This window comes from Kutzneria sp. 744, assembly GCF_000568255.1.
Taxonomy (GTDB): Bacteria; Actinomycetota; Actinomycetes; order Mycobacteriales; family Pseudonocardiaceae; genus Kutzneria.
In genome coordinates this window covers 7,561,097-7,583,770 of sequence record NZ_KK037166.1, presented here as the reverse complement: position 1 = coordinate 7,583,770, position 22,674 = coordinate 7,561,097, and the positions used below count along the sequence as shown (strand labels likewise).

General features: G+C 71.4%; 22 protein-coding genes and 3 pseudogenes. 16 read left to right on the top strand and 9 right to left on the bottom strand.

The features are described from left to right. Positions 1 to 51 precede the first annotated feature (51 nt). Both KUTG_RS34965 and KUTG_RS34960 read right to left on the bottom strand, forming a co-directional pair. On the bottom strand, positions 52 to 768 hold the full coding sequence (locus tag KUTG_RS34965) for a hypothetical protein (protein ID WP_157494959.1): 717 nt from the start codon (positions 766 to 768) through the stop codon (positions 52 to 54). A 60-nt stretch (positions 769 to 828) separates the two neighbouring features. Further along, positions 829 to 1,848, bottom strand: coding sequence for an aminotransferase class V-fold PLP-dependent enzyme (locus KUTG_RS34960; RefSeq protein WP_043722980.1), 1,020 nt, complete (start codon positions 1,846 to 1,848; stop codon positions 829 to 831). Positions 1,849 to 1,930: 82 nt separating this feature from the next. Here KUTG_RS34960 and KUTG_RS34955 point away from each other — a divergent pair, with 82 nt between their 5' ends. From KUTG_RS34955 to KUTG_RS34930, 9 genes and pseudogenes are all read left to right on the top strand, one after another. Beyond that, on the top strand, positions 1,931 to 2,341 hold the full coding sequence (locus KUTG_RS34955) for a secondary thiamine-phosphate synthase enzyme YjbQ (protein ID WP_043722979.1): 411 nt from the start codon (positions 1,931 to 1,933) through the stop codon (positions 2,339 to 2,341). Between the two features lie 173 nt (positions 2,342 to 2,514). Then, positions 2,515 to 4,386 carry an ATP-binding protein gene (locus KUTG_RS56905; RefSeq protein ID WP_052395744.1) on the top strand — a complete coding sequence of 624 codons (1,872 nt, stop codon included), beginning with the start codon at positions 2,515 to 2,517 and terminating at the stop codon, positions 4,384 to 4,386. 15 nt (positions 4,387 to 4,401) lie between these two features. Then, positions 4,402 to 5,436, top strand: coding sequence for a helix-turn-helix transcriptional regulator (locus KUTG_RS56900; protein WP_052395743.1), 1,035 nt, complete (start codon positions 4,402 to 4,404; stop codon positions 5,434 to 5,436). A 250-nt stretch (positions 5,437 to 5,686) separates the two neighbouring features. Then, on the top strand, positions 5,687 to 6,721 hold the full coding sequence (locus tag KUTG_RS34945; RefSeq protein ID WP_232241135.1) for an alpha/beta hydrolase: 1,035 nt from the start codon (positions 5,687 to 5,689) through the stop codon (positions 6,719 to 6,721). Beyond that, a pseudogene (locus KUTG_RS65415) lies at positions 6,721 to 6,825 on the top strand (NAD(P)-binding protein); the annotation flags it as partial. The gene KUTG_RS34945 and the pseudogene KUTG_RS65415, both read left to right, overlap by 1 nt. Before the next feature lie 292 nt (positions 6,826 to 7,117). After that, positions 7,118 to 8,539: a GMC family oxidoreductase N-terminal domain-containing protein gene (locus tag KUTG_RS61975; RefSeq protein ID WP_198047403.1), complete on the top strand. Its 1,422-nt coding sequence runs from the start codon at positions 7,118 to 7,120 to the stop codon at positions 8,537 to 8,539. Further along, entirely contained in the window at positions 8,514 to 9,026 is a 513-nt protein-coding gene (locus KUTG_RS61970; RefSeq protein ID WP_198047402.1) for a hypothetical protein, read from the top strand. The genes KUTG_RS61975 and KUTG_RS61970 overlap by 26 nt, the downstream gene beginning before the upstream one ends. After that, positions 9,023 to 9,955 (top strand): patatin-like phospholipase family protein, encoded by a 933-nt coding sequence (locus KUTG_RS34935; RefSeq protein ID WP_043722976.1) that lies wholly within the window; start codon positions 9,023 to 9,025, stop codon positions 9,953 to 9,955. The genes KUTG_RS61970 and KUTG_RS34935 overlap by 4 nt, the downstream gene beginning before the upstream one ends. Positions 9,956 to 9,957: 2 nt before the next feature. Continuing rightward, positions 9,958 to 11,199: a condensation domain-containing protein gene (locus KUTG_RS34930; protein ID WP_043722975.1), complete on the top strand. Its 1,242-nt coding sequence runs from the start codon at positions 9,958 to 9,960 to the stop codon at positions 11,197 to 11,199. Between the two features lie 224 nt (positions 11,200 to 11,423). Here KUTG_RS34930 and KUTG_RS34925 read toward each other — a convergent pair whose 3' ends face one another. The 6 genes from KUTG_RS34925 to KUTG_RS34900 form a co-directional block, all read right to left on the bottom strand. Next, on the bottom strand, positions 11,424 to 12,377 hold the full coding sequence (locus tag KUTG_RS34925; protein WP_232241134.1) for a cyclase family protein: 954 nt from the start codon (positions 12,375 to 12,377) through the stop codon (positions 11,424 to 11,426). A gap of 68 nt (positions 12,378 to 12,445) precedes the next feature. Then, complete coding sequence (locus KUTG_RS34920) at positions 12,446 to 12,943, bottom strand: Imm1 family immunity protein (protein ID WP_043722973.1); 498 nt, start codon at positions 12,941 to 12,943, stop codon at positions 12,446 to 12,448. 2 nt (positions 12,944 to 12,945) lie between these two features. Beyond that, a complete protein-coding gene (locus KUTG_RS34915; protein ID WP_157494955.1) occupies positions 12,946 to 13,308 on the bottom strand; it encodes a DddA-like double-stranded DNA deaminase toxin in 363 nt (120 codons plus the stop codon). A gap of 89 nt (positions 13,309 to 13,397) precedes the next feature. After that, a complete protein-coding gene (locus KUTG_RS34910; protein WP_157494953.1) occupies positions 13,398 to 13,778 on the bottom strand; it encodes a hypothetical protein in 381 nt (126 codons plus the stop codon). A 111-nt stretch (positions 13,779 to 13,889) separates the two neighbouring features. After that, positions 13,890 to 14,591 carry a fibronectin type III domain-containing protein gene (locus KUTG_RS34905; protein WP_052395742.1) on the bottom strand — a complete coding sequence of 234 codons (702 nt, stop codon included), beginning with the start codon at positions 14,589 to 14,591 and terminating at the stop codon, positions 13,890 to 13,892. Between the two features lie 67 nt (positions 14,592 to 14,658). Continuing rightward, positions 14,659 to 15,237, bottom strand: a complete 579-nt coding sequence (locus tag KUTG_RS34900) for a hypothetical protein (RefSeq protein WP_157495670.1) — start codon at positions 15,235 to 15,237, stop codon at positions 14,659 to 14,661. Positions 15,238 to 15,428: 191 nt separating this feature from the next. Between KUTG_RS34900 and yaaA the strand changes: the two genes are divergently transcribed. The 7 genes and pseudogenes from yaaA (at position 15,429) to KUTG_RS34870 (ending at position 22,154) form a co-directional block, all read left to right on the top strand. After that, positions 15,429 to 16,160 (top strand): peroxide stress protein YaaA, encoded by a 732-nt coding sequence (gene yaaA, locus KUTG_RS34895; RefSeq protein ID WP_043722968.1) that lies wholly within the window; start codon positions 15,429 to 15,431, stop codon positions 16,158 to 16,160. Between the two features lie 39 nt (positions 16,161 to 16,199). Further along, positions 16,200 to 17,390, top strand: a pseudogene (locus KUTG_RS64240) (PAS domain S-box protein); the annotation flags it as partial. 197 nt (positions 17,391 to 17,587) lie between these two features. After that, the gene (locus tag KUTG_RS64235) at positions 17,588 to 18,328 is read left to right on the top strand and encodes an EAL domain-containing protein (protein ID WP_232241132.1); all 741 of its coding nucleotides are present in this window, start codon (positions 17,588 to 17,590) and stop codon (positions 18,326 to 18,328) included. A gap of 12 nt (positions 18,329 to 18,340) precedes the next feature. Further along, positions 18,341 to 18,538, top strand: a pseudogene (locus KUTG_RS66535) (SAM-dependent methyltransferase); the annotation flags it as partial. Positions 18,539 to 18,608: 70 nt separating this feature from the next. Continuing rightward, positions 18,609 to 19,154 (top strand): SAM-dependent methyltransferase, encoded by a 546-nt coding sequence (locus KUTG_RS34880; protein WP_232241130.1) that lies wholly within the window; start codon positions 18,609 to 18,611, stop codon positions 19,152 to 19,154. Positions 19,155 to 19,382: 228 nt separating this feature from the next. Continuing rightward, positions 19,383 to 20,333 carry a serine protein kinase RIO gene (locus tag KUTG_RS34875; protein ID WP_043722962.1) on the top strand — a complete coding sequence of 317 codons (951 nt, stop codon included), beginning with the start codon at positions 19,383 to 19,385 and terminating at the stop codon, positions 20,331 to 20,333. Positions 20,334 to 20,765: 432 nt separating this feature from the next. Further along, the gene (locus KUTG_RS34870) at positions 20,766 to 22,154 is read left to right on the top strand and encodes a DEAD/DEAH box helicase (RefSeq protein ID WP_043722959.1); all 1,389 of its coding nucleotides are present in this window, start codon (positions 20,766 to 20,768) and stop codon (positions 22,152 to 22,154) included. Positions 22,155 to 22,300: 146 nt separating this feature from the next. On the opposite strand, the gene KUTG_RS34865 is transcribed toward KUTG_RS34870, so the two are convergent. Next, positions 22,301 to 22,674: uroporphyrinogen-III C-methyltransferase (locus KUTG_RS34865; protein WP_043722958.1), on the bottom strand; the 374-nt coding region annotated here is incomplete at its 5' end.

Genomic DNA, 22,674 nt, shown 5'->3' with positions numbered 1-22,674 from the left:
TTCCCTGCGTTCAACGAGGGTAAGGCGTCCTTCCCTGCATCACTTGCCGGATCACTTGCCGGCGAGGCGGAGGGCGTCGGTGCTGATCTCCTTGAGCTTGGGCTTGTCCTGGTGGCCGTTGACGACGGCGGTCAGCGCGATGGTGGTGACGTCGCCGTTGGTGGCGGCGGCGTAGCCACCGTCCTGGAGCTGGGCGGTGGTGGGCATGCCGGGCACCGCGACGCCGCCGTCCTTGAGCAGGTCGTAGACGTTGCCGGTGTTGTCGCTGCTGGTGATCCGCCGGAGCTGCTCGGCGCCGGCGCCGTCGGGCATCTTCACGTCGACGATGGACACCACGGCGGCGGTGCCGTCGGGCAGGACGGTCGAGTACAGGGACCGGATCAGCTGCTGGCAGGGGTGTTCCTGGAGGAACTTCTGGGTCTGGCTGAAGGCGTGCTGGGCGCAGTTGGTGTCGGTGGCGGGACCGGCGACCCGGGTGAAGGTGTACTTGCCGGCGCTGTTGACCTGGCCGGAGGCGGCCTCGGCCACGCCGGCGACGTGGGAGGGCTGAACGCCCCAGAACACGAGCCCGGACAGCACCGCGACGGCGACCAGCCCCAGGCCCTGGAGCAGCAGCTTGTTGCGCCGGTCGGGCGGGGTGGGGCCGCCGCCGGCGGGCTCCGCGTCGTAGAACTCCGGAGGCAGCTGGAACGGCGAGGTGTCAGCCGGCCCGGCCGTCACGGGGGCGGTCCGCCAGGTCGCCTGATCTTGGGGGTACGACTCCGACACATCCAGCACCGTAACGGGTGACCGATTCCCACACGATTCGGAGGCCGGGATTACCGCGCGTCACCGAATCAGCGCCTGGCCGACGAGGTCGACGTCGTCGGGGGTGTTACTCAGCGCGAAGGACAGCCGGACGCGGCCGGCTCGCAGCGAGTGGCGGACGCCGGCGGCGGCGAGGCGTTCGGGGTCGGCGTCGACGGAGACGATGGCGGAGTCGCCGGGCGGCAGGCCGAGGCGGGCGAGGAAGTCGTTGGCCAGTCCGACGTTGTGCCGGCGGACGGCCTCCATGTCCAGCGCCGCCAGCCACGGCAGGGCCACGGCCGCGCCGACCTGGGCGAACCAGGTGGGCGAGAGGTCCAGGCGGCGGGCGTCGCCGGCCAGCCGCAGCGGCAGGCCGTAGACGGTCTGCCACGGGTCCTCGCCGGCGTACCAGTTGGCGTTGATGGGCCGGGAGCGGTCGAGCACGTCCGGGTGAACTGCCATCCAGGCCGCGCCGCGGGGCGCCATCAGCCACTTGTAGCTCGCGCCGATCACGTAGTCGGCCCAGCCCAGGTCGCTCAGCGGCAGCCAGCCCAGCGCCTGCGTCACGTCGAGCACGACGGTGACGCCCTCGCTGTTGCGACGCACGGCCGCCAGGTCGAGCAACGCGCCGTCGCTGGACTGCACCACGGAGGCGGTGAGCACGTCGTGGTCCCGCATGGCGTCCGGGATCTCGGCCAGCGGCACCTCGGTGATCTTGATCCCACGGTGCGCCTGCGCCGCGAACGGGAACGTGGTGCTGGTGTATTTGCCGGCCGGCCCAGCAACGCGATCCGTCGGGCACGGACGCGGCGGCGATGGCACCAGCTGCGCCGCGCTGGCCCCGATGGCCACGTGGGCGGCATCCGTGCCGACCAGCGCCGCGAAGGCCGCCCTCGCGGCCGCCACATCGACGTCGAATCCGGGCGGCACGTCCACGCCGCCCCGCCAGCGCTCCACCGCCGCGGAGACGGCGTCGGCGACGGCGGTGGGCGGGACCCCGATGCTCGCGGTGTTGAGATAGCCGGCAGGGGTGTCGAAGGTCTGGCCGAAGGCTTCGCGCACACCGCCAACCTACGACGCCCGGCACGCAGAGGATGCGAGGTCGCGCCGCGCGGCACGCGCGGCGAAAGTACCGTTCACTGCTGTGCGGAGTGTGGAAATTCAGATCAGGACCGGATCGGCCGAGGTCGTGTACGACCTGACCGGCGACTGCGAGCGATTTTTGGCTGAGGAAGGAGCGGTCGACGGGTTGCTGCACGTCTGGGTGCCGCACGCGACGGCCGGGCTGGCGGTGCTGGAGACGGGCGCGGGCAGTGACGACGACCTGTTGACCGCCTTGGAGAAGCTGCTGCCCCGTGACGAGGCGTGGCGGCACCGTCACGGCACGCCGGGTCACGGCCGGGACCACGTTCTACCTGCGCTTCTGCCGCCGTACGCGACGATCCCGGTGCTGGCCGGGCGGCTGGCGCTGGGCACCTGGCAGTCTATCTGCCTGGTCGACACAAATGTGGACAACCCGGTCCGATCCGTCCGGTTCTCCATGATCAGGGGTTGACGCCGAACGTCTTCTCCCCCATACGAGGGTGATACGAATCACGCGGCATCGGAATTGTCCGGTGAATTCGCATTGCTGGTTAACCCGGCCTTTCCGTCTCTTGCCCGAAACGGCCCAGGACTGGCACCCTTGACGCCGATGTCCATTCTCGTACCCCACCCTTGCGAGGTGCCGTGACCGGCCGGCGCGAACGCACCCGGGGGACAGCGGAGGACCCCGGCCGAACGCCGCTGGTCGGACGCGTCGAAGCGCTGCGCCTGGTGGACAAGACGCTGGACCGGGCCGGCAAGGGCGCCTTCCAGCTGTTGGAGCTGGTGGGCGAGCCCGGGGTGGGCAAGTCGAGGCTGCTGGCCGAGGCCGTCGCGACGGCCCGCGGCAAGGCGATGCTGACGCTGATGGGCCGGGCCTCGGAGTTCGAGCGGGACGCGCCGCTGGCCGCGCTGGCCGACGCCCTGGACGACCACCTGGAGACGCTGTCGGAGCGGCAGCTGACCCGGCTGTCGGACAGCGAGCGCCGGGTGCTGGGCTCGGTGTTCGCCGGCATCCTCACGGACGTGCCGGCCGAGGCGGCCGACCGCTACCGCCTGTTCCGCGCGGTGCGCAACCTGCTGGAGCTGCTGGCCGAGTCGGGCGGCCTGATGCTGGTGCTCGACGACGTGCACTGGGCCGACGAGAGCTCGGTGGAGCTGCTGGACCACCTGCTGCGGCACGCACCGCGCGGCCGGATCGTGGTGGCGGTGGCCTACCGCCCTGGCCAGGCCTCGCCGCAACTGAGCGCCGCCCTGGCGCTGGCCCAGCCGACCCGCCGGGTGCGGCTGGACGTGGTGCCGCTGACCGAGCAGGAGGCCGACGAGCTGCTCGGCCCGGACGTCAACCGCACGCGTCGGCAGGAGCTGTACGAGGCCAGCGGCGGCAACCCGTTCTATCTGGAGGCGCTGTCCCGCATGGGTGGCAGCGTGCCGGCGCAGCGGGACACCCTGAGCGCGGCGATCCCGTCGATGACGGCCGAGGTGCCGGACACGGTGCGCGCCGCGCTGCTGATGGAGCTGACGAGCCTGAGTGAGCACGGGCAGCTGGTGGCCAAGGCGGCCGCCGTCGTCGGTGACGAGTTCGAGCCGGCGGCGGTGGCGGCGGCCGGCGAGATCGCCGAGGCCGACGCCCTGACCGCGCTGGACGAGCTGGTGGCGCGGGACGTCGTGCGCCCCGACGCCGCGCGCTTCCGGTTCCGGCATCCGTTGGTGCGCAACGCCGCCTACGCCTCGGCCAAGGCCGGCTGGCGGATGGGCGCGCACGGCCGCGCGGCACACTTCTTGCGGGGCAAGGGCGCGCAGCCGCAGATGCTCGCGCACCATGTCGTGAACTCGGCCCCGTTCGGCGACCTCGCCTCCGTGGGTGAGCTTGCCTCGGCCGCGCGGGCCGTGGTCTCACGCGCGCCGGCGACGGCCGCGCACTGGCTGGGCAACGCGCTGCGGCTGCTGCCGGACAACGACGCCACGCGCCCGACGCGCTGCAATCTGTTGCTAGAGCTGGCCAACGCCCAACTGAGCAGCGGTCAGCTCCGCGAGGGCCGTGAGGCCGCGCGCGAGGCCCTGCAACTGCTGCCGGCCGAGGATCTGGCGCGGCGGGCCATCGCGGCCCGGCTGTGCGCCACGATGGAGCGGATGCTGGGCTCGCGGGAGGCCGCCAAGGCGATCCTGCTCACGGAGTTGCGCAAGCTGCCGAATCCGCTGGTGGTCGAGGCCGCGCCGCTGTACCTGCGGCTGGCCGTCGAGTACATCGGCACGGGTCAGGCCGCGGAGTGCGCGCGGATGCTGAGCGAGATGGGCAAGCTGGACCACCTCGATCCGGCCACGGCGTTCGCCACGGCGGCGCTGGGCGTGATGCCGGCCTACATCGCCGGGGACATCCCGGGCGCCCTGGATCTGCTGGACGAGGTCGACCGGCTGATGGCCCAGCTGACCATCGCGGAGATCACGCCGTGGATGGACACCACCGCGTGGTTGTGCTGGGCCGAGCTGATGGTCGGCGGCACGCCCAGGCCCTGACCCGGCTGGACCGCGTTGATCGAAATCGCCCGGTCCACGGGTCAGCAGTTCGTGCTGGCGTATCTGTTGGCGGCCAAGGCTTTCGCCCTCGGACGGCTGGGGCGGCTGGCCGAGGCCGCGCCCGTGGCTGAGGAGGGCTGCGACATCGCGCGGCTGGTCGGCTCCGGCGAGGCGCAGACGATGGCGCTCACCTCGCAGGCGTTGATCCTGGCCTGGTCGGGCGAGTACCCGGCGGCGCTCAAAGCCGCGAGCGAGAGCGCGCAGTGCAACCAGCAGCCCAGCAAGGTCTACTGGTCCGTCCTGTCCGAGTGTGCACGCAGCCTGGTGCTGATCTACTCCCGTGATCTCCCGGCCGGCCGTCCCGCGGTCGAGGCGGCGTGCGAGGCCTTCGAGTCCGGCGGCGTCCGTGACGAGACGCTGCTGCTGATCTGCCTGGAGGCCATGGCCCACGCCGAGGCCATCGCCGGCAACCCGAGCGCGGGCCTGCCGCTGGCCGACCGGGCCGACGTGATCCGGCACCCCGACCACGAGGTCAACGTGGCGGTCGCGGACCTCATCCGGGCCCACGCGCTCAGCGGCACGGATCCGGCGACCTCGGCCAAGCTGGCCCTGCAGTCCGCGGACACGTTGGCCAGCCTGGACTACCGCCTCGAAGAGGGCCGCGCGCGGCTGCGGGCCGGGCAGAGCCTCGCCGCCTCCGGCGACCGCGCCGCCGGTCTGAAGCAGCTGGCCATCGCGGCCGAGCTGTTCGCCACGTCCGGGGCCCGCGGGCTGCACGCCCAGGCCGCCGAGGCGCAGCGGCGGCTCGGCCACCGCGTGCCCGTGCCGCGGATGGGCCGTCGCCAGGAGCTGCCCTTCGGGTTGTCGCAACGGGAGTTCGAGGTCGCCCGGCTGGTCGTGGAAGGCCGCACGAACGCGCAGATCGCCGAGCGGCTGTCGCTGAGCCTGAGAACGGTGGAGACCCACCTGACCCGCGTGTTCGGCAAGACCGGCGTGCCGGCGCGCGGCGGCCTGGGCCGGGTGCTGGGCCCGCATCTCGACCAGAGCTGACGGGCAACCGATCCCGGCCCGGGGGCGTTGTCCGAACGAGACCGCCACGTGAAAAACGGTCACGCAGCGGACATGGGCGCCGACCTGGACGTACCTCGTTCAGACCCAGGTCAGGCCGGGCCGGACACCGAATGTCGTGGTTTACCACGATGGAAATGGGGACGCTGGTCCGTCAGGGTGACGTTGACCATCCACCGAGTCGCTGGGGGGCGCGATGAACCGGGAGATCCCGCTGTACACACTCGAGGGTGTGCGCGAGGCGGATGCGAGCGTTCACCCGGTCACCACGATGGACGGCCTGGGCCTCACCCTCACCCGCTTCCGCCGCGACCACGTCGACGACGTCGTGCTGCTGGTGCACGGACTCACCTCGTCCATGGACATGTACGTCATGCCCGAGCACCGCAACCTGGTCACCCACCTGCTGGACAACGGGTTCGGCGAGGTGTGGACGCTGGACTCCCGGATGAGCAACCGGCTGCCGTACAACAAGTCGGCGCACCGCTTCACCCTCGACGACCTCGCGCGCCAGGACTATCCCGCCGCGCTCGCCGAGCTCCGCCGCCACGTCGGGGGGCGGCGGATCCACGTGGTCGCGCACTGCCTCGGCTCCGTGTCCTTCCTGATGAGCCTGTTCAGCGGCTCGATCGGGGACATCGCGAGCATGGTGTGCAACAGCGTCGGCCTCACGCCGCGGGTGCCGCTGTGGTCGCGGATGCGCCTGGTCGCCGGCCCGGACGTGGTCGAGCACGGGCTCAACCAGCCCTACCTCGACCCGCAGTGGGACCAGGCGCCGGCGTTCACCACCGGCTGGGCGGTGTCCAAGCTGATGTCGGTGCTGCACCCGGAGTGCTCGGTGCCGGCCTGCCACATGCTCAGCGCCATGTGGGGCTCGGGCTGGCCGGCCATGTACGAGCACCGCAACCTGCTGCGGGTCACCCATGAGCGGATCGGCGACATCTGCCAGGCCACCGGCGTGCACTACGACCGGCACGTGCGCAAGATCATCTTCGCCGGACGGGCCGTCGCCTACGACACCGGCGAGGACTACACCGCCGACCTCGGGGCCGTGCGCACGCCGCTGCTGCTGCTCACCGGCACGCACAACCGGGTGTTCGTCGACTCCCAGCAGGTGTTCCACCGCCGGCTGGAGGAGGCCGCCCCCGGCCGGCACGAGCTGCGCACGCTGCCCGGCTACGGCCACCTCGACCCGTTCATCGGCCGGCACGCCGACCTCGAGGTCTTCCCGCACATCGTGGACTTCCTCAAGCGGGCGGCCGGCTGATGCCCCGGGTCGAGACCGTCGACGCGGTCATCGTCGGCTCCGGGTTCGGCGGCTCCGTCGCCGCGCACCGGCTGGCCGACGCCGGCCTGTCGGTCGTCGTGCTGGAACGCGGCCGGGCCTGGCCGCCGGACAGCTTCGCCCGCACGCCCGAGGAGATGAAGCACAACTTCTGGAACCCCGACCAGGGCGACTACGGCCTGTTCGACGTGCTGGAGTTCCGCGGCTTCGACTCGGTGGTCTCGGCCGGCCTCGGCGGCGGCTCGCTGATCTACGCCAACGTGCTGCTGCGCAAGGACGAGCGCTGGTTCGTCAAGGACGCGGAACTGCCCGGGGGGCTACGAGCACTGGCCCATCACGCGCGAGGACCTCGACCCGCACTACGACGCCGTCGAGAACATGCTCACGCCGAGCCGGTATCCCTACGACGACCCGCAGTTCGCCACCGTGCCCAAGGCCGACGCCTTCCGCGAGGCCGCCGTCCAGCTCGGGCTGGACTGGCAGCTGCCGCCGCTGGCGGTGGCCTTCGCGTCCGAGCCGGGCGGCCAGCCCGGCCTGAGCCTGCCGGTGATCGAGCCGTCCTACGGCAACCTGCACGGGCAGCCCCGGCTCACCTGCCGGCTGTGCGGCGAGTGCGACTTCGGGTGCAACTACGGCGCCAAGAACAGCCTGGACCACACCTACCTGTCCGCGGCCAAGGCGGCCGGGGCCGACCTGCGCACGCTGTGCGAGGTGCAGGCCATCCGCCCGGGTGGCCCCGGCTACCAGGTGCGCTACCTGCTGCACGCCATGGACGGCAGCTCGGTGTCCAAGCGCATCGACTGCGAGCAGCTCATCCTGGCCGCCGGCTCGTTCGGCACCACCCGCCTGCTGCTGGGCAACCGCGCGCACCTGCCCGGGCTCAGCCCGACGCTGGGCAGCCGGTTCAGCGGCAACGGCGACATGCTGTCGTTCGCCCTGCACACCCGCCGCGACGGCCGTCCGCGCACGATGCACGCCAGCCGCGGGCCGGTCATCACCAGCACCATCCGCGTCCCCGACGAGGTGGACGAGGACGGCAGTGTCGGCCGGGGCTTCTACATCCAGGACTCCGGCTATCCGGTGATCCTCGACTGGATCGTGCAGAACATGGATGTGCGGGGCGATCTGTCCCGTCTGGCCGGATTCAGCCTGAACCGGCTGCGCGCCGCCCTGCGCTGGGCCGGCCCCGACCATCTCGAGCACGGCATCGGCCAGCTGATCGGCTCCGGCTCGCTGTCCAACTGCTCGCTGCCGCTGCTCGGCATGGGCCGCGACGTGCCGGACGGCGTCATGCGGCTGCGCGACGGCGAGCTGGACGTGTCCTGGACGACCGAGACCAGCCGGACCTACATCGACCGGGTCCGCGGCACCATGAAGGACATCACCTCGGCCCTGGGCGGGGAGTACGTCGACAACCCGCTCTGGTTCCGCAAGCGCCTCGCGGTTGCCCATCCGCTCGGCGGCGCGCCGATCGGCCGCCATCCGGGCGAGGGAGTCTGCGACCCTTACGGTGAGGTGTTCGGCCACCCGGGCCTGAAAAAAAAAAAATGGCGCCGCCATGCCGGGGCCGGTGGGTGCGAACCCCTCACTGACGATCGCCGCGATGGCCGACCGTCTCTGCGATCATCTGTTGCTCGCGCGCGGGATGGCGGGGAGGTCGCCCGCGCGCGGTGGTCAGCGCCGTTCAGGGGGAACGACGCAGGCCACTCCGGCCGCACCGGCCCGTCTCAGCGGGGGTCGGACCGGTGCAGCCGCCCTCTCGTTCACCGAGGAGATGGCCGGCCAGGTCACCCTCGGTGAACGAGAGGGACCAGTACCGCTGCGGGTGCACGTGACCGTGGCGCTCGGCGACATGGACGTCTTCCTGGCCGACCCGCGGCACGAGGCCCGGGCCACCGGCTGGCTGGACTGCCAGGCCCTGGGCGGTCGGCTGCTGGTCTCGCGCGGCCGGGTCCAGCTGATGGTGACCGAGTCCGTCGGCGGCCGCCGCCGCATGCGGTACCGGCTGCCGTTCACCGACGGCAACGGCCGCCGGCTGGAGCTGCGGGGGCACAAGGAGCTGCGGGCCGGGCCGCCGACGTCGATCTGGCCGGACACCACCACCCTGCACACCAAGGTGCTGGCCGACGGGGTCACGCTCGGGGCCGGGACGATGACGCTGGGCCGGCTGGACTTCCTGCGTGAGCTGACGACGATCCGCGCCGTCAGCCCCGGGGTTCTCGAGCGTTTCGGCACGTTCTTCCTGGGTTCGCTGTGGCAGGTCTACCGGCCGAGGCTGACGTCGTGAGCGACGAGGTCGCGCTGGTGATGTCCGGCGGTGGGGCCTCCGCCGCGTACTTCGGCGCGGGCGTCGCCCAGGGCCTCGCCGACGAGGGGCTGCACCCCTCGGTTCTGTCCGGCACGTCGGCCGGCGGGTTGAACGCCGGCCTGCTGGCGGCCGGGCTTTCGCCGGAGCGGCTGGTCGAGCTGTGGACGTCGTTGCAGGGGCATGACGTCTACAAGCCGCGGCTGGACCTCTGGCGGCTGTTGCGGCCCGCCGGCCTGGTTCGGCTGCCCACCAGCGACCTGATGGGCTACGCCCTGGATTCCGTCGGCTGGACCTGGCTGTTGGACACCGCCCCGGCCCGGCGGACGCTGGCTGCCGCCCTGGGCGGCGAGCGGCTGCGTGTTCGGGACGGTGTGCGGGTCGTCATCGCCGCCGTCGAGGAGTGCAGCGGCGAGGTCGTGCACTTCACCAACTCCGCGCCCGCCGGCTCGGGCTTCACCGAGGTGGCGTTGACCGTCGACCACCTGATGGCCGGCGCCGCCGCCCCGATCCTGTTCCCGCCCGTGCACATCGACGGCCGCAGCTACGTCGACGCCGGCATGGTCGCCAACACGCCGCTGCGGCCGGCCATGGCCTACGAGCCGTCGACCGTGGTCGTCGTGACCTCCTCGTGCGGGCGGCAGTCCGGCGAGCCCGCCTCGCTCGGCGACGCGCTGGGCCTGGCGTTCGAGAACGTCGCCCGCTTCGCCGTGCTCCGCGACTACGAGCACACCCGACAGCTGGCCGAGCTCAGACCCGGGGCCGCTCCCCGGTTCGTGCTGGTCGAGCCGTCCGACGAGTTCGAGGTGTCCGGCTTCGCCCGGTTCGACCCGGACGTTGCCAGGACCGTCGTCGCACACGGACGGGCCCGGGCTCGCGCGGCGCTGGCCACCGTCACCTCAGGGGGATGAGCATGACCGCGTTCTCGACGTCCCGGTGGCCGCTGTCCGCCGCCCAGCACGGCGTCCTCGCCGGCCACCAGGCCGATGCCGGCGGCGCCGCCCACAACGTCGCCGAGTACGTCGACATCGCCGGGCCCGTCGACCACGCCCGCTTCGAGGCCGCCACCCGGCAGGCCGTCGCCGAGGCCGAGGCCCTGCACATGCGGTTCGCCGTCACCGGCTGCCAGGACGTCGTCGACATTCGGCCGTTTCGGTTGGAGACCGTCGACTTCAGCTCATCCCCCGACCCCGTCACCGCCGCCCTGTCGTGGATGCGGGCCGACCTCGCCTCGCCCGTCAGCCTGGCCGACGGTCCCCTGTTCCGGCAGGCGTTGATCACCGTGTCGCCCGACCGTGCCCTGTGGTACCACCGCAGCCACCGCGTCGCCCTCGACCGCTACGGCCTGTTTTTGTTGGACCGCCGCGTTTCCGAGCTGTACAGCGGCTTCGAGGGCGAACCGTTCGACCCCTTACGACCCGTGGTCGACGAGGACGTCGCCTACGCCCTGTCCGCCGGTTGGCGCCGGGACCGCCGCTTCTGGCTCGACCGCTTCGCCGACGTGCCCATGCCCATCAGCCTCGTCGAGGGCACCGCCGCGCCGTCCGCCGGCGTGCTCCGTCGCACCGTTTCCTTGCCCCGCACCGCTTTGGAGGACTGGTCCGAGGTCGCCAGCCGGTGCCGCACCAGCTGGTCCGCCGTCGTGATCGCCGCCGTCGCCGCCTACCTGCGGCACGTCACCGGCACCTCCGAGGTCGTCCTCGGCCTGCCCCGCATGTGCCGCCGCCGCACCGCCGCCCTCAACGTGCCGTGCTCCGCGTCCAACACCATGCCGCTGCGCGTGCTCACCCCTCCCGGCGCCACCCTCACCGAGCTCGCCGGCGACATCGCTGAGGAGGTCAAGGTGTGCCAGCCCCACGAGCGCTACCGCTCCGAACTCCTCCGCCACGAACTCCACGTGCCCCGCCTCTACGGGCCCGTCGTCGACATCAACCCCATCAGCTACGAGCTCTCCTTCGACGGCTCCCCCGCCGTCGCCCACACCCTCTCGGCCGGCCCCATCGAGGACCTCGCCATCACCGTCCACGGCGGCCAGGCAGGCGGCGGCCCCCGCATCGACTTCGACGCCAACCCCGCCTTGTACTCCAGCGACGACCTCACCGTCCACCAGCAGGCCTTTCTGGACCTGCTGGAGACCGCCCCGGCCTTCGCCTGACCAGCTCCTGCTGGACCCATCCACTACCGAGCCAGGACCCCACGCCGAAGGCGGCGAGCGTTCCCCATATGTCACCGGTCCCGATCAGGAACCGGTCGACCAGCGCCCCGGCTGTGGCGATGGCCACGATCAGCAGCACTCGCAGCGGGCGGCGGAGAATGCCCGTCCGCATCGCCGCCAGCCGCGCTTTGGGCGGTGGCTGTCGCATCGTCGTCCTCGCTCGGTCAGAACGTGGCGATGGGGTTGACCGGGCTGCCGGACGTGCCGGCGAAGCGGACCGGCGCGACGGCGAGGTGAAAGTCCCACTGGCCGAGTTCGGCGGCGGTCGTCGCGCAGGCCTCCAGGTCGCAGTTGTCGACCAGCCACAGGCCCATCGCGACGAGGCCGACGGCGTGCACCGGCATCAACACGTTGTCGTACCCCGACGGCTGAACGTCCTGGGGCGTGTCGGCGGCGATCAGCGAGACCCCGCGCTCGTGCAGCCACGGCAGGCAGGAGGCGTGCCAACCGGCCTGCGCGAAACCGCCGCCCTCAACGGCCTCGTGCTGGGCGCGGCCGTAGCCGGTCCGCAGGAGCACCGCGTCGCCCGGGCGGACCCGCACACCCTGGCGGCGCTCGGCCTCTTCGAGGTCCTCGGGAAACACGCCCTGCCCCGGCTCCAGCCACGGCACATCGCGAACCCGTGCGACGTCCAGCAGGACACCGCGCGTGATGATCCCGTTCGCCGCCGCCGTGACGGCCGCCCACGCCGATCCCGTTGCGGCGTCGACCAACGAGTGCGGCCGCCCGTTGTACATCTTGCCGTCCCAGAAGATGTGGCACGGCGAGTCGATGTGGGTGAGCGTGTTGCCGTGGAAGGTGATGCCCAGCCGCTCGGACGAATAACCCCAGCGCCGATCGTTGTGGAACGCCGCCGGCATGTTCTCCGCGCCCGGCATGTCCGCGGAGCACGGGCACGTCGTCGTCGACCGCTCCATGTCCCCCGGCACGGCAACCTCCCACGCACACGACACGCTCCGCCCATGCCGCACCGCCCGCGCCGCCGCCAGCCTCACGTCGTCCGTGATGTGGTTCAGCGTCCCGCGCTCGTCCTCATCCCCCCACCGCCCCCAGTTCGACAGCGTCTCGAAGTACCCGAGCACGTCGTCCTGCGTGGGCACCACTCGCCCTGCCGTCATTCAACTTCCTCCGGTCACACGGTTTCGAGGCACCACAGGCAGCGTATCCCGACTTTCCGCGGACAACTTCAGTCGGTGATCAGGTGGAAGCCGCTGCACTCCGGCATCTCCGGCTTGAGCCAGTGCGGCAGCTGCTGCACTTCAAAACCCCACGGCTGCCACCGCACGCCTGTGGGCTGAGCCCCCGTCACAATGTGTTCTGCCAACGCCTTCCTGGCCTCGGCCGGCCGCAGGTAGGCCGACCGCGGCCAGTACATCGGCGGGTCATTGTCCCCGTTCTCCGGCAACAGAGGCGCGTCGTCGAACGGCTCCGGGTTCAGGCTCCGCTCGGCCGTGCCGGTCCACGACAACGCCACGTAGCCGGTCAGCGGGTCCACCACCACAACCACCCCGTCGACAGCACCGCCGTGGGCCAGCGTGGCATGGGTCCACCATCGAGGGTCGTCGCTGGGCGCACACAGCTCGGTCAGCAAGTCGGCCACGTCCGCCGGGCCGGGGTCGTGGAGAACACGCTCGCCCCGATCGAAGTACGCACGCCCGACACGTCCCAGAACCTGAACGTCCACCGTTACCCCTTCTGGCCGCGGCCTGCGATGACGAATGGTGTCGGGACACCGCGACGCCACACCCGCATCGTGTGCCCGACGGGCAGGATAGCCGCGACGACCTGCGCGCACCCGGGCAGATTCAGACGGTCGCCCGGCCGGTAGGTCTGCCCGCACACGAAGTCCCTGTTCGTCACCACGTCGACGAACTGGTTGCCGTTGGCCGCCGCCCACACCGCGGCTTTGGTCTCCGCGTGGCTGGCCGCGTCCCGCACCGCAGTGCGCTCACCGATGTTCGTGGCGAAGTTCACCGACGCGCCCACCTCGCCGTCAGCGATCATGCTTTCGATCACCGTCTCGGCGGCGGCTGTCAGCGTCGCGTCCACGCCGCTGTTGACCTGCCAGTCCGCGCCGGCTGCGTCGAACACCAATGCCTCGGTAGGCCGACCATCTTCGAATCGCGTGAGCTGCGCTCCTACCTTTGCTGCCCATGCGTGGTCGCGCCGAGGGACGGGCGGCGCCGGGGTGTTCGTGGGGTGCGCCCTGCCGGGACCGGTGCACGAGCGGCCCGCGTACCCGACGGGACCTGGGTCCCGTCGGGATTGACCATGTGGCCCACGATGACGCTCACCTTGCCGAGGATGGCGTGCAGCAGTTCGTCCACCTCGCCGGCCTCGCTGGTGGCTACCGCCAATTGCTCCGGCGCTTCGACGGCGTCCTGGTCGTTGCTGCCGGCCGTGGCCTCGGTCAGCGCGGCGTGGGCGCGGCCGAGCGCATCGCGCGCATCGTTGACGGCGCTGCCGGCGCGCTCCACGGCGCCGGCCACCTCGCCCAGCGCCAGCAGCACATCGCCCACGTTCGCCACAGCCGCCCCTGTTCGCCGACGCCTGAGCATCGTAAGCAGGGCGGAACCGAGCACCACCCCGAAGCTAGGCCGACAGGGCGGTGCTCGGTTCCCTTCCGAACCTCACTCCCCTCCGGTCTTCCGGGCGACCACATTGGACGACGGCCCGTAGTAGAAGGCGCGGACACGGTAGGAGGCGGTGTCCTCGTCGGGCAGGGTGATCAGGCCGAAGGAGTTGATGTCCTTGTCCACCACGGCCACCACCTTGTAGTCGGTGGCCCCGGCGGGCTTGTCCTCCAGCAGGTAGCCCTCCTCGTCGCTGGCGTTGTCGGTCCAGGTGAGGAGAATCCCGTTGGACTGAAGGACTTTCGCCTTCAGGTCGGACGGGGCGCCGGAAGCGGAGCCGGAGCGCACGGAGTGAGTGGCCGCCGGCCCGCCGGGCAGGGTGGCGGGGGAAGGCCAGTCCTTGGTGTCGTTGCCCGCGGAGCCGCCGGGGACGGTGACGGAGACGGCGGAGGACGCGGGACCGTAGTAGGGACGTAGGCGGTAGTAGAACGAGGTCTGCGGCATCAGGTCGGGATGGGTGAAGGTGTCCTGACGCACGGGCATGAACTGCAGCGTCGTCCACGGCCCGTCCGGCGCGGTGGCGAACTCGACGATCCGCCCGGCGGCGGCGGGATCGGTCCCGGTCCAGTCCAGCCTGATGTCGACGGGCGAGGTCATCGTGGCGGCCAGCGTGGTGCCGGCCAAGGGCTGGGCCGCGGCGGAACAGGCGGTCAGCGCCGCCCCGACGGCGGCACAGCAGAGCACGAGCGCACGTTTCACGGGGTTGCCTCGCAGGGGGGAAGATGACCGCCCGTCCGAGTGAGGGCCCGGACGGACGGTCACCGGCTCACTTGGTCCAGAACTTGATGTTGCTCCACGTCACGGAGATCGGCCCCTGGCCGCTGGCGGTGCGGTAGGTGCCGAACTTGTCGTAGTAGCTGCCGCTCGGACTGGAGACGGTGTTCTTCAGCGAACCGTTGATGTAGGTGCGATGGGATGAACCGACCTGGTTCACGGTATTGACGCGAACGGTGGTGCCGACGGTGGCCCCGCTGGAAATGGTGGCGCCGCCCTCGACGTTGTAGAGCCGGCCGCCGGCCTCGACGGCGAGCAGGAAGAACGGCCCGTTGTTCTCGTTGAACGTCTGCTTCAGGCTGATCCGGCTGCCGCCCATGCTGTTAATTTTGAAATAGCCCTCGAACTGGTGGGTGCCGCTGCTGTAGGTGTCGTAGCGGCGCTCGGCCCGCTGCTCGCCGCTGGAGCTGGAGCAGGTCAGCTTGAACGTCGAGCCGCTGACCGCGCCGCAGCCGGCCGTTTGGACCTTGTAACCGGGGCTCCATGTCTTCCAGCTGCCGCTTTCGACCTGGGCATAGGCGTTGGGCGCGAGCAGAAGCAGGGATGCGGCGGCCAGAATACCGCCGAGCATGCGAATCCTTCGAGACACGCACAGCCTCCTCAACCCGGATCCGCTCGGAATTGCACAGGGCGAGCGGAACCACGGGAAAGTGGTTTTTCGGCGGAGGCGAAACGAGTGTAAGCGCTATCACGTCGGCCGGACAAGACCCGCCGGGAAACCGCTGGCACGACCGCCGCCGACGGTCGCGGTAATCTCGGTGGGTGCTGGTGCTGCTACCCCCGTCCGAGACGAAGTCCGACGGCGGCGCCGGCGGCCCGCTCGACCTGGACACGCTGTCGTTCCCCGAGCTGACGCCGCTGCGCCGCAAGCTGTCGGACGCGCTGGTGACGCTGGCCGAGGACATGCCGGCGAGCCTGCGGGCGCTGGAGCTGTCCGAGCGCCAGCACCACGAGGTGCACCGCAACGCGGAGCTGCTGACGTCGCCGACGGCGCCGGCGCTGTCCCGCTACACGGGCGTGCTCTACGACGCGCTGGACGCGAAAACCCTGTCCAGGGCCGAGAAGGCGCGCGCCGACCGGCGGCTGGCGGTGGCGTCGGCGCTGTTCGGGGTGGTGCGCGCGGGCGACCCGATCCCGGCCTACCGCCTGTCCGGCGGCAGCTCGCTGCCCGGGGTGGGCACGCTGAGCTCGCTGTGGCGGCCGGAGCTGGAGCCGGTGCTGGCCCAGGCCGACGAGCTGGTGGTGGACATGCGCAGCGGCGCCTACGCGGCGCTGGCCCGGATCCCGCACGCCGTCACGGTGAAGGTGATCATGCCCAACGGCCGGACGGTCAGCCACCACAACAAGGCGTACAAGGGCAGACTGGCACGGGTCCTGGTGACGGCCCCGAAGGAGCCGACGACCCTGTCCGGGCTGGTCCGCGCGGGCACGGCGGCGGGGCTGACGCTGCGGCAGACCGGGGACGCCTCGGTTGACCTCGTGGTGACCGACTAGTCGGCGCTACAGTCGTCTGATCACGGCTGGAGAGGCGGGATGACGGGCGAACCGGAGCAGGGCGGGGCGATGTATCCCGGCCTCGCCGACTTCGCACGGCTGTGGACCGGCGCGGTCCTGCCGACCAGCAACGTCCCGCTGTCGCGGGGCGAACTCCAGGTCATCCTGACGGGTTTCGCCGAGCTGCTGACCGCCTCGCTGCGCGCCGACACCTTCGACCACACGCAGGCTATCGAGGTCGGCCGCGGCCTCGTCGCCACCCAGCTGGTCGGCCCGAAGGCGTTGGACGCCACCATCCGGGTGCTGGGCCGCCAACTGCGGCCCGAGGCCGACGACGACCGGCTCGTGGACCTGCTGGGCGCCGTGGCCGGCGGCTACGTCGACTCCTTGCGCGACCACATCTTCCAGCAGCAGGAAACGTTGAAGAAGGCGGTGTTCCGGGCTCGCGACGCCGCCGAGAAGGCCCTGCGGGCCAGCGAACGCCGGTTCCGCACCGTGTTCACCGAGTCTGTCGTGGGCATCGCCATCGGCGACATCCAGGGCCACATCGTCAGCTCCAACCTGGCCATGCAGGAGATGCTCGGCTACTCGGCCGACGAGCTGCGCCAGCGCACGCCGTACGACCTGATGCCCCGCAAGGACGCCGAAGAGGTGTCCACGGCCTACCGCAAGCTGATCAACGGCCAGTTCACCTCGCTGCGCTCCGAGCAGCAGATGCTGCGCAGCGACAACGAGCCGATCTGGGTGCACATCGCGGTCACCCTGATCAAGGACGAGCACGGCCGGCCGGACTACCCCGTGGTGATGATCGAGGACATCTCCGATCTGCACCTGCTCCAGGACCGCTGGACCCACCAGGTGGCCCACGACCCGCTGACCAACCTGCACAACCGGGCGCTGTTCGTGTCCAAGGTGGAGACGGCCGTGGGCGGACTCGGCCCGGGCGACCGGATCGGGCTGGCCTGCTTCGGCCTCGACGGCATGTCGGTGATCAACGCGGGCGTGTCCGACCAGGTCGGCGACAAGATCCTCAAGACCACCGCGGACCGGCTGCGGGCCGTCATCGAGGACGACGACGGGCTGCTGGGCCGGGTCGACGGCGACCGCTTCGCGCTGCTCACGGTGCGGTCGACCACCCCCGACATGATCGGCGTGGTGGAGCGGGCGATGGCCCGGATCGCCGATCCGGTGGTGGCCGAGGGCCGCGAGTACTCGGTGACGGCCAGCGTGGGCATCGTGGAGCGGGCCGCCGCCGGGCTCGGATCCGGCGCAGCTGCTGGGCCGACGCCGAGCTGGCCCTGCACTGGGCCAAGCAGGACGGCCGGGCGCAGTGGGCGCTGTTCGAGGCCGACCGGGGCAGCCGCCAGCGCCGCGACTTCGAGTTGGCGGCGCAGCTGCCGGCGGCCCTGCGCGGCGACCAGTTCACCGTGGAGTTCGAGCCGATCGCCCGCATCGGCGACCGCGGCCTGGCCGGCTTCTCGACGATCGTGTCCTGGGATCACCCGGAGCAGGGTGTGTTGTCCGCCAAGGACTTTCTCCACCTGGCCGAGCGGACCGGGCACATGCTGCCGCTGGGCAGCTGGGCCATTCGGCAGGCCTGCGAGCAGGCCAGGCAGTGGCACGACGAGCACGGCGACCGGACGCCGCCGGTGTCGGTGGCGCTGCCCAACCGCATGGTCCACGACCAGGACATCGTGGCGCTGCTGCGAACCGTGGTCGAAGCCAGCGGCGCGCGGTACGACCAGCTCGCTCTGGAGGTCGACAACAGCGTGCTGCGTGACGCCGACGGCGATCCGGCCGAGGTGCTGGATGTGTTCCAGGAGCTGGGTTTCCGGCTGCTGGTGACGGGTATGACGGCCACCGGCTGCCCGCACGGGCTGACCGGTCTGCCGGTGCACGGCGTGAAGCTGGCGCCGGAGTTCGTGGCCACGCTGGGCGAGGACGACAAGCCGGAGCCGACGGCCGAGCGGGCGATCGGCGACGTGGTGTCGGCGGCGCGGTTGGCGGAACTGCCTGTGTACGCGGTCGGCGTGAACCACGAGCGGCACGCCACGGCGCTGCGGGAGCTGGGCGTGGAACTCGGGCAGGGCGACCACTTCGGGCCGCCGTCGCTGCCCTTCGAGGTGGAACCGATGATCATCGCGGGCACCGTCGACGCGGACTGGTGACGCAGGGAAGGGGTGCGGGTGGAACGGCCGGACTGGGCGCCGAAGAACGTCGACATCGACAAGGCCAGCGCCGCGCGGCTGTACGACTTCTTCCTGGGCGGCAGCTACAACTTCGAGGTGGACCGGGAGCTGGGCCGCAAGCTGGCGCGGCCGCGCCCGGCGTCTACGAGTTCACCCGGCTCAACCGGTCCTTCTTGCGTCGGGCCGTGCGCCATCTGTGCCGGGCAGGGCATCGACCAGTTCCTGGACATCGGCTCGGGCATCCCCGACCGCCGGCAACGTGCACGAGATCGCGCAGCGGGCCAACCCGGAGGCCAAGGTCGTCTACGTGGACAACGAGCCGGTGGCCGTCGCGCACAGCGAGCTGCTGCTGGAGAACAACCCCAACGCGGTGGCCTTCGAGGCCGACCTGCGTGACCCGGACAGCATTCTGGGGCACGACAAGACCCGGAAGATGCTGGACTTCGACCGCCCGATCGGGCTGCTCTCGGTCGCCGTCTACCACTTCATCCCGGAGGCGGACGACCCGCTCGCGCTGGCCGCCCGTTACCGCGCCGCCCTGCCCGGCGGCAGTTTTCTCGCGCTGTCGCACGTGACCGAGGACTCGATGGGCGACCAGGTCCGGCAGCTGGTCGACCTGATGCGGGCCAGCCAGAACCCGGTGACGCCGCGGACCAAGGCTCAGTTCACGGCTATGTTCGACGGATTCGATCTGGTGGAGCCGGGCGTGGTGTTCACGCCGCAGTGGCACCCGGAGTCGCCCGAGGACGTCGGCGAACGGCCGCAGGACTCGGCCGTCTACGCGGCGGTCGGCCGCAAGCCGTAATTCGGTTGCGGGGCTTCGACGGTCGGCGGCATGATGCCGCCGATCGTTCAAGTAGAGCGTGGATCGACCGGAGGAGGTGCCCTCATGGCAACGACTGTCGTTCGGGGCGTGGCCTGCACCCGTCCCGGCGTCCCGCTGAGGTCAGCACAGCGCTGGATCTGAGGTCCGCGCGGCGAGTACCTGCTCGGTGGGGCGTCTTCCCAGTTCTTTCTTGAGGAGACCTCACCAGTGCGCGAGCACGATTCCGACTTTTCCATGCCCGAACGGCGGCGCGGCAAGCGCCGTTTCGACGACGAGGAAACCCGCCCCGCCCGCCGGGGCCGCCTGACCGAGGAGGCCAGGGGGCTCCTCGCTCAGGCGCGCTCCGACGCGGCGGACGCAGTGGCGACGGCGCTGCCCGACGGGGCCGACCGCTGGTCCACGTGGGGCGACGGCGACCTGGGGCCGGAGCCCCGACCGGACTGGCTGATCACCGAGGCCGCCGCGGTCGACCATGAGCTCGGACCGGTGAAGACCGGCAAAGAGGCCGACGTGTTCCTGTTGCGCCGATCTTTGCCCGGCTCGGGCCGGTCCACGCTGCTGGCGGCCAAGCGGTACCGCAGCAACGAGCACCGGATGTTCCACCGGGACGCCGGCTACCTGGAGGGCCGACGGCTGCGCAAGTCCCGCGAGATGCGGGCCATCGCCACGCGCACCACCTTCGGCCGCAACCTGATCGCCGAGCAGTGGGCGGTCGCGGAGTTCGCCGCGTTGAGTCGCCTGTGGACGGTCGGCGCGCCGGTGCCGTACCCGGTGCAGCGCACCGGCACGGAACTGCTGCTGGAGTTCCTCGGCGACGCCGACGGCGCGGCCGCGCCCCGGCTGGCCCAGCTGCGGCCGGTCGGCGCGGAGCTGCGGGAGCTCTGGTACCAGCTGGTGGAGGCGCTGCGGTCGATGGCGTCGATGGGCCTGGCCCACGGCGACCTGTCCGCGTACAACCTGCTGGTCCACGACGGCCGCCTGATGCTGATCGACCTGCCCCAGGTGGTCGACGTGGTGGCCAACCCGCGCGGGCCCGAGTTCCTGGCCCGAGACGTGCGCAACGTCACGTCCTGGTTCGCGGGCAAGGGCCTGCCCGTGGAGCTGGCGAACGCGGAAGGCCTGATCGGCGAGCTGCTGGCCGAGGCCGGCATGACCTGAGCCGGGCGCCGGGCGCGGCCGTCCCACCGGGGCGGTCGCGCCTGGTAACTGAGGTCACTGGGCGGTGGGAACAGACCGGCTCTGTGATCAGTTATAGTTACCGAGCATCGCTGTGGCGCCACTGCCACCTGAGACTGGTTCTGCGGTGCGCCCCACCCACCGTCGGCGCGACCAACCGCGCCGGGCCCGTCCTTGTGAATCTCCGCGGCTTCTCGCGGCGCCCTTCCCCGTGACGTGCCACGTTCCGGAAGGTTTTTTGTGCCCGCACCATCGTCCGACCGCCGTTACGGCAACTCTTCTTCTTCCTCTTCTTCCCGCGGCAGCGGGGGCTACCGCGGCGGCAGGCCCAACCGCCGCCGCAGCAGCAAGCCCGTCGAGGTCTACGCCCCCAGCATCGCCGAGGACCTTCCCTCGACGCTGCCCGAGGGCCCGATGCCCTCGTTCGAGGAGCTGGGCCTGGCCAAGCCGCTGCTGGAGGCGCTGATCGCCAACGGCATCGCCGAGCCCTTCCCGATCCAGGCCGCCACGCTGCCCGACACCATGGCCGGCCGGGACGTGCTCGGCCGCGGCCAGACCGGCTCCGGCAAGACGCTGGCCTTCGGCTTGGCGCTGCTGAGCCGGCTCAACGGCGGCCACGCCAAGCCGCTGCACCCGCGGGCCATCGTGCTCGTGCCCACCCGTGAGCTGGCCATGCAGGTCAGCGACGCCCTGACGCCGTACGCGCGGTCGCTGGGCCTGTGGTGCCGCACGGTCGTCGGCGGCACCTCGTTCACCCGCCAGGCCGACCAGCTGCGCCGCGGCGTCGATCTGCTGATCGCCACCCCGGGCCGGCTGTCCGACCACGTGCGGCAGGGCACCTGCGTGCTGTCCGACGTGGAGTTCACCGCGCTGGACGAGGCCGACCAGATGGCCGACATGGGCTTCATGCCCCAGGTCCGGGCCATCCTGGACCTGGTCGCCCCCGGCGGCCAGAAGCTGCTGTTCTCGGCCACGCTGGACCGCGACGTGGACAAGCTGGTCCGCGAGTACCTGAACAACCCCGTCGTGCACTCGGTGTCGCCGCCCACCGGCAGCGTCACCACCATGGAGCACCACCTGCTGATGGTCTCCAACGACGACAAGCCCGACGTGATCAACGAGGTCGCCGCCCGCGATGGCCGCACGATCATGTTCGTGCGGACCAAGCACCACGTCGACCGCCTGGCCAAGAAGCTGCGCTCCATCGGCGTCAACGCCGGCGCGCTGCACGGCGGCAAGGCGCAGAACGCCCGTACCCGGGTGCTGGCCGAGTTCCGTGACGGCACCACCCCGGTGCTGGTCGCCACCGACGTCGCCGCCCGCGGCATCCACGTCGACGACGTCAGCCTGGTCGTGCACGTGGACCCGCCGGCCGACCCGAAGGACTACCTGCACCGGGCCGGCCGCACCGCCCGCGCCGGGCAGTCCGGCACCGTCGTCACCCTGGTCACGCACGACCAGCGGCGCGCGGTGCACGGCCTGACCTCGCGGGCCGGCGTCAAGCCGACCAGCACCAACGTGCGTCCCGGCGACGAGGACCTGGTTCGCATCACCGGTGCCCGCGTGCCCAGCGGCGAGCCGATTCCGGAGTTCATCCCCAAGGTGCGCACCCCGCGCCCGGGTGGCGCCGGCGGCGGCCAGCGTCGCAGCTGGGGCGACCGCGGCGGCGAGCGTTCCTCCGCCGAGCGTGGCGGCCGCAGCTACGGCGGCGAGCGTGGCGGTCGTGGCGGTCACGCCACCGGCGGTCCCCGCACCGAGGGTCGCAGCTACGGCGGCGAACGCCGTCGCAGCTTCAATCACTGATCAGTAACACGATGTGGCGCCTGCCCCGCTGGGGCAGGCGCCACACGCATTTCTGCCCCGCCTCCCCGCCCCACCTTTTCCCCACATGTGGACCACATTCGACTCCAGACCCGGACTGTGGGCCACATGTGGAAAAACATGGGGGGTCAGTGGAGGTGGTCGCCCAGGGCGGCTACCGGGCCGAAGACGATGATGGCTGGGGGGCGGATCTCCTCGGCGAGGACCTGGTCGGCTACCTCGGACAACGTCGTGCGGAGGATGCGCTGGGAGCGGGTGGTGCCCTCCTGGATGACCGCGACCGGGGTGTCGGCGGGGCGGCCTTCGAGCAGGGCGTCGGCGAAGGCGCGGATGCGTTCCACACCCATGAGCAGCACCAGGGTGCCGCGAAGCCGAGCCAGCGCGGCCCAGTCGACCAGGGAGCGCGGGTCGTCCGGGGCGACATGGCCGGAGACGACCACCACCTCGTGGGCCACGCCGCGATGCGTCACCGGCACCCCGGCCACCGCCGGCACACCGAAGG

What these genes read in the sequence shown, in the direction of transcription:
- KUTG_RS61975 (WP_198047403.1), top strand. Translation starts at nt 7,118, where the DNA reads ATGCTCACGCCGAGCCGGTATCCCTACGACGACCCGCAGTTCGCCACC.
- KUTG_RS61970 (WP_198047402.1), top strand. Translation starts at nt 8,514, where the DNA reads ATGGCCGGCCAGGTCACCCTCGGTGAACGAGAGGGACCAGTACCGCTG.
- KUTG_RS34930 (WP_043722975.1), top strand. Translation starts at nt 9,958, where the DNA reads ATGACCGCGTTCTCGACGTCCCGGTGGCCGCTGTCCGCCGCCCAGCAC.
- KUTG_RS34925 (WP_232241134.1), bottom strand. Translation starts at nt 12,377, where the DNA reads ATGACGGCAGGGCGAGTGGTGCCCACGCAGGACGACGTGCTCGGGTAC.
- KUTG_RS34900 (WP_157495670.1), bottom strand. Translation starts at nt 15,237, where the DNA reads ATGCTCGGCGGTATTCTGGCCGCCGCATCCCTGCTTCTGCTCGCGCCC.
- KUTG_RS34870 (WP_043722959.1), top strand. Translation starts at nt 20,766, where the DNA reads ATGCCCTCGTTCGAGGAGCTGGGCCTGGCCAAGCCGCTGCTGGAGGCG.